The 11,306-nt window shown below is 44.7% G+C and carries 12 protein-coding genes; 6 read left to right on the top strand and 6 right to left on the bottom strand.

What is annotated here, in order from left to right; genetic code table 11:
* Positions 1-29: 29 nt before the first annotated feature.
* A complete protein-coding gene (locus HMPREF0083_RS13210; RefSeq protein ID WP_021621938.1) occupies positions 30-1,205 on the bottom strand; it encodes a dicarboxylate/amino acid:cation symporter in 1,176 nt (391 codons plus the stop codon).
* 420 nt (positions 1,206-1,625) lie between these two features.
* Between HMPREF0083_RS13210 and HMPREF0083_RS13205 the strand changes: the two genes are divergently transcribed.
* The 3 genes from HMPREF0083_RS13205 to HMPREF0083_RS13195 all read left to right on the top strand — a co-directional run bounded on the left by HMPREF0083_RS13205 (position 1,626) and on the right by HMPREF0083_RS13195 (position 3,529).
* Positions 1,626-2,303: a TerC family protein gene (locus HMPREF0083_RS13205; protein ID WP_021621937.1), complete on the top strand. Its 678-nt coding sequence runs from the start codon at positions 1,626-1,628 to the stop codon at positions 2,301-2,303.
* Positions 2,304-2,390: 87 nt separating this feature from the next.
* Entirely contained in the window at positions 2,391-3,002 is a 612-nt protein-coding gene (locus HMPREF0083_RS13200; RefSeq protein ID WP_021621936.1) for a CYTH domain-containing protein, read from the top strand.
* A 197-nt stretch (positions 3,003-3,199) separates the two neighbouring features.
* On the top strand, positions 3,200-3,529 hold the full coding sequence (locus HMPREF0083_RS13195) for a hypothetical protein (protein WP_040302716.1): 330 nt from the start codon (positions 3,200-3,202) through the stop codon (positions 3,527-3,529).
* Between the two features lie 120 nt (positions 3,530-3,649).
* Here the strand turns inward: HMPREF0083_RS13195 and HMPREF0083_RS13190 are convergent, their stop codons facing one another.
* The gene (locus HMPREF0083_RS13190) at positions 3,650-5,044 is read right to left on the bottom strand and encodes an ATP-binding protein (RefSeq protein ID WP_021621933.1); all 1,395 of its coding nucleotides are present in this window, start codon (positions 5,042-5,044) and stop codon (positions 3,650-3,652) included.
* A gap of 485 nt (positions 5,045-5,529) precedes the next feature.
* Here HMPREF0083_RS13190 and HMPREF0083_RS13185 point away from each other — a divergent pair, with 485 nt between their 5' ends.
* Both HMPREF0083_RS13185 and ybaK read left to right on the top strand, forming a co-directional pair.
* Entirely contained in the window at positions 5,530-6,078 is a 549-nt protein-coding gene (locus HMPREF0083_RS13185; RefSeq protein ID WP_021621931.1) for a flavodoxin family protein, read from the top strand.
* A 21-nt stretch (positions 6,079-6,099) separates the two neighbouring features.
* Positions 6,100-6,585: a Cys-tRNA(Pro) deacylase gene (ybaK, locus tag HMPREF0083_RS13180; RefSeq protein ID WP_021621930.1), complete on the top strand. Its 486-nt coding sequence runs from the start codon at positions 6,100-6,102 to the stop codon at positions 6,583-6,585.
* 207 nt (positions 6,586-6,792) lie between these two features.
* On the opposite strand, the gene HMPREF0083_RS13175 is transcribed toward ybaK, so the two are convergent.
* The gene (locus HMPREF0083_RS13175; RefSeq protein ID WP_021621929.1) at positions 6,793-7,467 is read right to left on the bottom strand and encodes an HAD family hydrolase; all 675 of its coding nucleotides are present in this window, start codon (positions 7,465-7,467) and stop codon (positions 6,793-6,795) included.
* 279 nt (positions 7,468-7,746) lie between these two features.
* On the opposite strand from HMPREF0083_RS13175, the gene hcp reads away from it, so the two are divergent.
* A complete protein-coding gene (hcp, locus tag HMPREF0083_RS13170) occupies positions 7,747-9,045 on the top strand; it encodes a hydroxylamine reductase (RefSeq protein ID WP_021621928.1) in 1,299 nt (432 codons plus the stop codon).
* Positions 9,046-9,151: 106 nt separating this feature from the next.
* Here hcp and HMPREF0083_RS13165 read toward each other — a convergent pair whose 3' ends face one another.
* The 3 genes from HMPREF0083_RS13165 to HMPREF0083_RS13155 all read right to left on the bottom strand — a co-directional run bounded on the left by HMPREF0083_RS13165 (position 9,152) and on the right by HMPREF0083_RS13155 (position 11,286).
* A complete protein-coding gene (locus HMPREF0083_RS13165; RefSeq protein ID WP_040302715.1) occupies positions 9,152-9,478 on the bottom strand; it encodes a cupin domain-containing protein in 327 nt (108 codons plus the stop codon).
* 94 nt (positions 9,479-9,572) lie between these two features.
* Positions 9,573-10,487 carry a ribonuclease Z gene (locus tag HMPREF0083_RS13160; protein ID WP_021621926.1) on the bottom strand — a complete coding sequence of 305 codons (915 nt, stop codon included), beginning with the start codon at positions 10,485-10,487 and terminating at the stop codon, positions 9,573-9,575.
* A gap of 154 nt (positions 10,488-10,641) precedes the next feature.
* Positions 10,642-11,286 (bottom strand): DNA-3-methyladenine glycosylase, encoded by a 645-nt coding sequence (locus HMPREF0083_RS13155; RefSeq protein WP_051354651.1) that lies wholly within the window; start codon positions 11,284-11,286, stop codon positions 10,642-10,644.
* Positions 11,287-11,306 lie beyond the last annotated feature (20 nt).

The following is an 11,306-nucleotide window of genomic DNA, read 5'->3' as shown; positions in this document are numbered from 1 at the left end:
AGCTCCCTTTTGCTGTTTCTGTTTATTTTTTATTCCTGTGGAGTTAACTTATTCCCAGAAATTTTGTTGACCATTAACGCAATCGCACCATCTCCTGTCACATTACAAGCAGTACCAAAGCTATCTTGTGCCAAATACAGTGCGATCATAAGAGAAGTCAATGTCGGATCGAAATGTAGCATGGATTCCAATAAACCGAGCGCTGCCATCACTGCACCGCCTGGTACACCCGGTGCCGCTACCATCGTTACACCCAGCATAAGAATGAACGGAAACAAGGCACCAAATGATGTGTTCATGCCATTAAGCATCATTACTGCCATAGCACAGCTTACCAACGTAATCGTACTGCCTGACAGATGTATCGTTGCACAAAGCGGCACCACGAAATCGGCCGGCCCTTCATGAACACCGTTCTTTTTTGTTTGGCGCAACGTTACCGGAATAGTAGCTGCGGAAGACTGCGTACCAATTGCTGTAAAGTATGCTGGCATCATATTCTTTAATAGTCGGAATGGATTTCCGCCTGCCACTGCACCGCCAATCAAGTATTGAACAAGCAGAATGACAATATGCAGCACAATAATCATCACGAACACTTTCGCAAATACAGACATAATAGTCGCTACCTGTCCGGCATATGTCATATTAGCAAAAATGCCCATAATATGTAATGGAAGCAATGGAATAATCAAGCCTGTGATCAGCTTTTCTACGATTTGCTGGAAATCATCCATTAATTTTTTCAGCATATCCCCTTTAATTGCAGCGATGCCAAGCCCCAGCGTAAAAGCTAGCAACAACGCCGTCATCACCCCCATTATTGGAGGCATATCCACTTTGAATAGCGGAGCTACAAGAGCTTCTTCCGGGTTATTCGCACTCATATTCATACTGCCTACTTCCAGAATATTAGGCAGGACTGCAGAGCCTGTAATATATGCAATCAATCCGGCTACAATCGTGGAAGCGTATGCAATTCCCGCTGTGATCGCCAGCAGCTTACCTGCGCCTCTGCCAAGCTCGCCAATGCCCGGTGCGACAAATCCGATAATGATAAGGGGAATAACAAAACCAAGAAAATTACCAAAGATACCGTTAAATGTTGCGGTAATCTCGATAACCCATCTCGGACTTCCCGCTCCGATAATAATCCCCAATAGAATTGCCAGAAGTAACCTCGGCAATAAACCTAGCCCTTTCATTTTCTCTACTCCTTCAAATTTATTTATTCATTATGTTTATTTGTTTGTTTCAGATAGACACAAGTATACAGTACAAGGACATAATTGAATAGTCTATTGTCTATATGCAAAATTTTATTTATATTTAAAACATTTTTCCCGATTTACTGTATAAAAGCGCCCTATTATGAAAATATTAGTTGACTGCATACATGGCCTGTTTTATGATAAAAAAAACAGAAGAACCTCCAAAGGGGAGTAGCTATACAGCAAAGTCGTCATTCCGAGACACCTGTCTCCGGCTTTGTTGGCAACGTATTGTTGTTAGCAAGACCTTTGCCATTTGCGGTAAGGGTCTTTTTTGACTTTTCAGACCTTTATCCAATGGGTAAAGGTCTTTTGTTTTGGGGAAAATATTAAATATGAAGGGACTGATTATGCATGGAGCTTTTCTCGGCGGAGTTCTTCTCGGCACTGCTCGCTATCCTGGTCATTGATTTGGTACTTGCAGGCGATAATGCGATCGTTATTGGCTTGGCCGCGCGGCGCTTACCGAAAGAACAACAAAAGAAAGTTATCATCTGGGGGACCGTCGGAGCTATCTTCATTCGAATTCTCGCTACACTAGTTGTCGTATGGCTGTTAAATATCCCTGGTTTGCTGTTGCTTGGCGGACTGCTGCTTATCTGGATTGCCTATAAGCTATTGGTTAAAGAAAAAAACCATGATGATATTAAGGCAGAAAAGAGTCTATGGAACGCGGTTCGCACGATTATTATTGCCGATGCGGCAATGGGCCTAGATAACGTTCTGGCAGTAGCTGGTGCGGCACACGGGAGCTTTCTTCTTGTAGTGCTTGGCCTACTAATCAGTGTACCCGTTGTCGTCTGGGGGAGTACGCTTATTATTAGCTGGATTGAGCGTTTTCCTTCACTTATATATATTGGAGCAGGCGTACTCGTATGGACGGCGGCAAAAATGATCGTCGATGAACCATTTATCGCTGACTATTTTGATGTCAATCCGGTATTGAAATGGAGTTTTACTATCGTACTTATCGCAGGGGTTCTACTTGCAGGCAGACAAAAAAAACAGAGGAAAACAGTGACTAATTCCTGATTAGACTCCACTGTTGCTGCATAACCATTGCTTTTTTTCTTCTTGTTCACTATTATGTGAAACAGCATTGAAAAAAGGAGACTGGGTATGCCAAAAAAAGAACAGGAATTGAAATTGCTTGTAACGAAGGAAACTTACAATGCGTTACTAGTCTATGCCGATCCGGTAGCACCTGTGCTGCAACAAACCAATTATTACTTTGACATGCCCGATTTTTATATGGGCAAAAACGGTGTCATGCTGCGGGTACGGGAGGAAAATGGCGTATGGATACTGTGTGCAAAAATAAAACAAACAAGCGATTCAGCGGCTGTATCTTCTATTGAGTTAGAACAGGAAATCGCAGCCAATGTTTTTGAAGCGGGACGTACTAATCCGGAAGTACTGGTGAGCCTATTGCCTAAAGAGGGGCAAGACGCTATCCGCCGGTTGGTGTCACCTTCTACCCTCATCATACGGGGCACACTCCGCAACGAACGACGGAAACTACAGCTCATCGAAGGATACACATGCGAACTGGACCGCACATCGCTTCCAGAAGATCGAACCGAGTATGAACTTGAAATCGAAGGCATAGAGAATGAAGATGCTTGTCAGCATGTGATGGATGCAATTTCCTCACTGGGTTATTCTTTTACAGTTAATCAGAAAAGTAAATACCAACGGTTGCAGGAAGCGATAAGTCCATTTTCATCTTGATCCGTCGCTTGCAATCGTTGTTATCGGTGGATTAACTACATCAACCTTGTTGACGCTCCTTGTCATTCTGGTAGCATATGAGCTTCCGCACTGGAAAGTGCACCGCAAAGAACAAGCGTAAACACATGCGCTTGTTCTTTTTTATGGATAAAAAATACAATATATGATGGTAAAATGTAGACAAAGGGGGAGAAAATATGAAAAAAACAAGGAGCCCAGGTGCTATCGCTTTTCTTTTTTCATTGGCTTGGGGAATTATAAACCTTTCACCCCAAGCCACCCTTTCATTCAGCGCAATTGCCGCAGTAATAGTGGCTAGTGCAATTTTTGGTCTGATTATCCAATGGATATACCGTTTATTTTCTTCCGGCGTACCGAAAAAAATTGCTCTCCTGCTCCTCTGCTTGCTCGTTTTTTGTATTGGCGTAGTCATTACATTAAATCTTTATAGCAAAACACCAAACATAGTGAATACCGAAAAAAGACAGGGCTTATCCGCCCTGTCCCTATCTTCGTTTTGGCAATGACCATGCCAGCCTATTTCATTTCCCAGGAAAAGAAACTTATGCTGCTGCATCCCCTTCTTCTTTCTCCGACTCTGCTGCCTCCAATCAATCACGTTATCATGCCAAAATATCAAGTATAGCTTATACAACTGTTATATACGCTTGTTTCGGGTGATTCACCTGATCCGGGTATTTAAGACGAAGTCGCCCTTCTCGCAGTAGCTTTGCTAAATAGTTGTTTCGCAAACCATCAGGCGTTCTTTCCAGCATGTCTGCCAATTCTTTTAACCGCAATGGCCTATGCACACATAGCTGGACAATAATATCTTCCATTACTTTTGGACTTAGCCGTTTCCGCTTCCGTGCTAATTCAGCAATCTTCCATAACTTCTCTTCAGTTGTCTCTCTATCTTTTATCTCTTCCTTTTCTGCTAAATCCATTCTCTCATCTGCAACATCAGGGGGGGTATCACTATTTATGGACTCCGCCTCTTTATTACAGGAGTTATCCAGATTATTATAGGAGTCAACCGAGTTATTATAGGAGATAAACTCATTGTTAAAGGAGTTTATCTCCTTATTAAGGGAGTTAGCTCCCTTAATATCGGACTTAAAATCATTATTCAAGGAGTTTATTTTTTTATTTATGGACTTCTGTTTTTTATTATAGGAGTCCTCTATCATTCGGAATTTCCCTTCATTTTCATGGGAATCTAGCGTTATCATTCGTAAAATAAAAATCGTACGTGCAGGTGTTTCTTGCTGCAAAAATTGTGGAATCTCCCACTCTCTATCCCGCCAGGTTTGTCGAATATTGAAAAGTCCTGAACCCGCCCGTTCACCAAGGCCAATAAGCAAAAACATCTTACATAGGTTTGGATTGCGCAAATCGCTAACCCCACCTTCAAGCGCCTGGGACAACGAAACACGCGATAACCCTGGATTGGAAAATGCAAAGCTTGTCCTCTCCCGCTCTACTACAATCCCACGCTCTCCTTCATAATCTGCATGTACAATCGCATTTACCAGCGCTTCGCGCAGCGCCGTGTGCACGGCTGTCTCATCATGTCGTACCGTTCCCTGAAGCTGGAATGGAATTTGTAAACCTGACGTCAGGCGCGGCATAACCATAAAGTAAAAATCATGCAGATTGCCGGTCCATGTCCCATCCTGCGATGTCACGCGATCAGACCATCGCTCATCACCAAATGCATGAGTATCATCGCGGTATTCGAGGAAATAATGAGGCAGCACCTCAGTAATGACCCTTTCTTCGCTGAACATCAACAGACCGGCGAGCGTTAGCCCTTCCCTGCCACTATCACGCAGCTTGCCCCAAGCACCTATTTTATACAAGAATTCTTTCGTCTCAAGTCCGTTCCAGGGATGATTCGGCTTTACCGCCATGAAGCGGTTCCGGTAGCTCTTCACAGAATCGAAATGCAGTTCATTGACTCCGTAATGCTCCAGAATAAGGCCGTCCCGGACGCCAAACGGCGCATCTTCGGAAAAGTGAATCTCTCCTTTTCTGTACACTGCCAATCTCCCTTTTCACATAATCTTATCCTACGTTCTATTCTACCATTGATTGCAACCGTGGCGTTTTACGAAACAACCTCCCTTTCGAACACATTTTTATTTTGCTCGCAAATTGTTTTATCACATGTTCTTCCTTTAGCCCCCACACCCCTGTTATTGTTTTAATTTGAGTTTATGACTATAACAGATATTGTTCTTCTTCTATTTCCTACTGCCTATTCATACCTGTCGAATTGAAAGAAACCTGGAAATTATAGCTTCTGTCTATACGAATTTTTATGCATCAGGATGCAACTTCCCAGCGTATAGACACACTGGCCTTCCTTCTGCTGGAGCGCAGGGCGCATCCAACCTCTTCTTTTTTCCGAATTTCCTACTTCCAACCACGTGATCATGTCAAACTATCAAGTGTAACTTATGTAGTTTAGTCGCACAAGATTCTGCTACAATAAAGTAAAAACAAAAAGCATCGGGAGGAAAAGATGAGCATATTCGTACTGTACGGCAGCTCCCGCAAGAACGGAAACTCAGAGCTGCTCACCGGAAAAGCCGTCGAAAACATCAGGCATGCGAGCATTTATCTACGCGAAAAACAGATTGACGCCATTACCGACAAACGTCATGATCCTGAAGGCTTTGGCCCAATAGCCGACGATTATGAAGATATTGTTCACCAAATGCTCGCACACGACATCCTTCTCTTCTCGACTCCACTTTATTGGTACGGCATGAGCGGCATCATGAAGAACTTCATCGATCGCTGGTCACAAAGTCTGCGCTCCCCTACTTACGACTTCAAAGGCGCCCTTAGCCGCAAGCAAGCGTATGTCATTATGACGGGAGGAGATAACCCGAAGCTCAAAGGACTACCCCTTATCCAGCAATTCGCCTACATTTTCGACTTTGTAGGCATACCGTTTGCGGGCTATATCATCGGGGAAGGAAACAAGCCGGGGGATGTTCTTTCCGATATGTCTGCCATATTTCAGGCACAGGAACTTAATAAGAAGCTTGCTCAATTAGAGAAATAACCGCAAGGGAGAGAAAAAATAATGACACAAAAAACGAATGCGGCACGGCAACTCGATCAGATGAAAATTCCGTATGAGCTGCGTGAATATACAGTAGATGAATCCGATCTCTCCGCAGGCACAGTGGCAGCGAAAATCAAATTTCCACTTGAACAGGTTTATAAAACGCTGGTGGCCCGTGGGGATAAAACCGGAGTTATGCTTGCCTGCATCCCAGGAGATAAGGAATTAAATCTGAAAGCACTCGCTGCCATCAGCGGCAACAAAAAAGCAGAGGTCGTCCCACTGAAGGAAGTTCAGCCGCTCACCGGCTATATCCGGGGCGGTGTATCTCCACTTGGTTCAAAAAAGAAGTATCCTGTCTTCCTCGAAGAAGCAGCATTGCCATACGATACAATCTCCATTAGTGCTGGTGTTCGTGGCTGTCAAATTCTCCTGAATCCACAGGACTTAATTACGGCCGTCAGGGCTACTTGCGGCAGCATTTCCAAAGCGGAAACCATATAGAAAATGGAGCAGGGATATTGCCTACTCCATTTTTTGAGTCTATTCAATATGAAGGACACGCAGATCGTTCGTCCGTAAATCCAACAGCACAACATGTCCCTTCAGCATGGATAAAGAAAGTGGACGTTCTGTATTTAACCATGGTACATGCTTGGGAAATTCGGGTGCTCTTATGCTGTCCTTATTCTATGAATCGTCGATCGTTTCTTACACTTGTTCCTTCCTCCATATCAAAGCATCCATTAATTCTCGCATATCTTCAATATAGACAACAGGATAAACCTCGTTCTTTTCCATTTGATTACGATTGCCCTTATAGGCGGTAAATGCAATGTTCCCTTCTTTGGCTGCCTTGCCATCAATCCACGAATCACCTACAAACATCCAGCGCTCTGCTGGTACATCCGGATAGTGATCCAAGACATAGTATACACCGGAAGCCGAAGGTTTAAGGGCCGTCATCTGCTCTCGGCCGACAATATAGTCAAAATAATGATCGATGCCTGTCTCTTTTAATGCTTCCTGTGCTGCTATGCAAGCATTATTGGTTAAGACCACAAGATGGCAATCCCCGTATAATTCCGCCAGCACTTCCGGTACGTACGGTTCCAACTGTGCTCCATGCATTCCTTGTTTTTCACACTCGGTTACCGCATCCCAAATGCGCGCCTCCGTTTCCTGTTTCAGCTTACCGGACTGCCGTGCCATCTCAATCAACTGGGAGGCGGTATAACTGTGCCAATCGAAATTCGGCGCACATAAACCATCCTTTACAAGCAACTCAAACACTGATCGTTTCATCTCTGTGAAATCAATGACAGACTGAAGCAACGTATTATCCATATCAAAAATAATTCCATAGCCGTACTTTTTTTCTCTCATCTTTTCACCTCATTATTTTATTTAATAAGAAAACAAAATCTATAAATATATATATCTACTTTGTCATTACGATGCCATTATCACCCGGGTATATAGCTATGTCAAATGAAGACATAAATCCAATGTGCACAGACGCTACCAATCATAATTTGAACGTTCTATGACTTCGTTTTATGTGTGATAAGTATCACATTTATTCCCCTCTGGCCGCTGTATAGTTACATTATCAAGTTCATTCAGCAAGCCGGGATGAAACAAAATCAGGGGGAGGTATGACAAATGTTCTGTTATCAATGTGAACAAACGCCAGACGGAGGATGCAAGATTATTGGGGTATGTGGCAAGAACGAGGACATCGCAAGCTTACAGGATACTATCATCTTCGGTTTAAAAGGAGTTGCGGCCTATGCGACGCATGCGCGCCAGCTCGGCTATTCCGATCCGTTTGTGGATGCTACGACACATGAAGCACTGTACCTTACACTAACCAACTCTAACTTCAATATGCAAGAACACATCGATATGGCGATGAAAGTCGGTCAGGCAGCCGTACGTGTCATGGATATGCTGGATCGCGCCCATACAGATCGCCTCGGTATTCCGCAGCCGATTCGCGTACCGCAAAATAAAATCGAAGGCAAGTGCATTATCGTGACCGGACATAACCTTTTTGCTCTGGAGCAGTTGTTAAAGCAAACGGAAAGTAAAGGCATCAATATTTATACTCATTCGGAAATGCTGCCTGCACACGGGTATCCGGAGCTTAAAAAATATCCGCATCTGAAGGGGAACATCGGTAAAGCATGGTTCGATCAACGGCGCCTCTTTGAAGACTTCCCAGGTGCTATCCTGGCTACGACTAACTGTGTGATGCCCATTAAAGGAACATACGCAGATCGTTTCTTCTCTTATGAGGTGGCTGGCTTGGAAGGCGTAACGAAAATTCTGCATGATGATTTTACCCCGATTATCGAACGGGCGCTGGAGCTTCCAGAAGCTAATATCGAGTCTGAGCAGACATTACTGACCGGCTTCCACCACGAAACGGTGCTGGGCATCGCGCCAGAGATTATCGATGCAGTCAAAGCGGGAAAAATCAAACGCTTCTTCGTTATCGCAGGATGCGATGCACCGGGTAAAGGCGGAGAATACTACCGCGAACTCGCCACATCCTTGCCGCCGGAAGCGGTCATTCTAACAACATCTTGTGGTAAATTCCGCTTCAATGATGTGGACTATGGTACCGTTCCCGGCACGAACATTCCGCGCTATATCGATCTTGGTCAATGCAATAACTCAGGTTCCACAGTGAAAATCGCAATGGCACTGGCCGATGCATTCGGCTGCAAAGTCAATGAGCTGCCTGTCAGCATCGTCCTATCCTGGTTTGAGCAGAAGGCGGTAGCCATCCTGCTCGGGCTGTTCAGTTTAGGAATACAGGATATACGCATCGGTCCGAAACCACCGGAATTCATTACGCCAGGTGTATTGAATATACTTCAGGAAGCCTTCGGTCTAAAGCTTATCGGCACTGCTCAGGAAGATATGGAGACGATGCTTGCTCTATCCTCCAATTAAAAATAAACAGGTTACAGAAGAAGGATTACATCGCTTCCTTACCTTAAAACAGCATCTACTCTCTTACCTATAAAAAAGAATGAAGGCAGGGGAATGTTCCCTGCCCTCACTCTTTTTCCATACCGCATGTCGTATCGTCGCCAACCTTAATGACCAGCAGGCTCGTATCCTCGACTGCTTCCAGCTCGTGCTCTTCTTTTGGATTCATGTGTAAAACGACATCTCGCGTTAACTCTACAGTCTCTTCTCCAATACCAAATCGTACCCGGCCAGACACCACATGTACGATTGCATCACTTGGCGTATGATGGCGGCCTATGCTTTGCCCAGCCTTCAATTGTAGGTTGATAATGGCCCCTTTTGCGAATTCAAGTACATTCATCTTACCGATATCCCGTTGACTCAGTACGTTTCTTAGCCTCGCTACTTTCATGCTACTTTCCTCCAAATCGTATTCTCTTGCTGCCTTTATCATACGATCTAGAGCCTATACGTTCAGTGACAACCATCACGCTTTACACAGAAAGTTATTCTTTATCAAAAACAAGCTTTGCCGTCATACGGTCATGGCCCAGCTTCGTCGCCGGAAAAATCTTACGAGCAGCCTCGATATATTCTTCCGGCTCATTCAATGAAGGGCTATAGTGGGTCAGCCACAGCTCTTTCACGCCTCCCTTTTGAGCCAGAGCTGCTGCCTCTTCAAACAGCATATGCCTATGCTCTTCAGCCTTCGGAAGGCTCTCTGCATCCCCGTACATACCTTCACCGATGAATAGATCAGCTCCCTGAATAAAATCAACGAGCTCATCCACCGGTCTCGTGTCGGTACAATAAGCGACTTTCAAACCTCTACGCGGTATTCCAAGCACCATATCCGGCGTAAACACCTTCTCTTCGTAGGTAATGGTTTCCTCTTTCTGAAGACGTCCCCAGAAAGGTACAGGGATACCCAATTCGGCTGCCTTTGCCGGGTCAAACTTACGACCTCGCTCGATTTCCAACGTATAACCGACACAAGGAACCGTGTGATATACCGGAAGCGTTCGCACAATAAAATCCGCAATTCGATACTCCCCTACCTCCTCATCGGAAATCTCCGTCAGATGAAGCTCATAAGGGAGATATGGTGCAATGACCGTCATTCCCCGTACAACCTCGAGCAGTCCGGGCGGACCCATCAAAAGTAATGGTTCTGTTCTGCCGGCATTTGCAATAGCGAACAAAAGCCCCGGTAAGCCCGCCACATGGTCGGCATGATAATGGGTGAAGCAAATAGCCTCGATTGATTTAAAACCCCAGCCCAGCATCTTCATCGTTACTTGTGTTCCTTCTCCGCAATCAATCAATACCATCTTGCCATTGTATGAAGCAAGCATGGCTGTAAGCCAGCGTTTCGGGAGCGGCATCGTCCCGCCGCAGCCTAATAAGGCAATATCTAACATGTACGTTCTCCTCCAACAAATGAAAAAGCTATCATTTATGATAGCTTATCACAAACAATAGCTTCATTGCTCCTTCGTTTAGCCGATTACGGGGAATGCTTCAATCCTCACCGGAGCTGTTCGGGCACGGTATGAAAAACAGATTGGTATCTCACTATTTATGGGACACGAAAGGATTACCCTTTATATAAAAGCGCCATGGATACAGGGCTGCTTCCTCCGCGTAATCGATATTAATCCGTGTTGTTTCCACCGTTTCAAACGGTTCATCCGTTTTTGACGGCTCCGTGATATATAACACCTCACCGCATAAGTCGTATCCATTATGAGCACGGGTAATGCCCAGCGCCTGGCAGAGCTTTCCCGGCCCATTTGTCAAATTTATCGACTCACGGGATGTAAGTAATTTCGATTTCCCGAACCTTTCCACACCCATTCGTTCAACCCCATGGATCGGCTCAAGCGCACGGATTAAGACGGCTTCAGGCTTTTCCACTTCATTGGTTACGACATTGACACAATTATACATACCATAAATCAAGTATACGTACGCAAAACCGGGCGGACCATACATCACCTCATTACGCGGCGTCCTTCTGCCATTATACGTATGGGCTCCTTTATCTTCCGGACCGATATATGCCTCAACTTCGATAATTTTCCCTTCACGTATGTCACCGTCTATCTTATGGACGAGATGCTTTCCCAATAGGTCACGGGCTACGTTTAACGTATCACGGTTGTAGAAATCTCTTGGCAGCTTATTCAATGTGGTCTCAACCCCGCTATCTATATACATCTGATTTGATAAATCGACAC

Source organism: Aneurinibacillus aneurinilyticus ATCC 12856 (assembly GCF_000466385.1).
Taxonomy (GTDB): domain Bacteria; phylum Bacillota; class Bacilli; order Aneurinibacillales; family Aneurinibacillaceae; genus Aneurinibacillus; species Aneurinibacillus aneurinilyticus.
The sequence above is the reverse complement of the archived record's forward strand: the minus strand, read 5'-3'. Positions and strand labels throughout refer to the sequence as shown.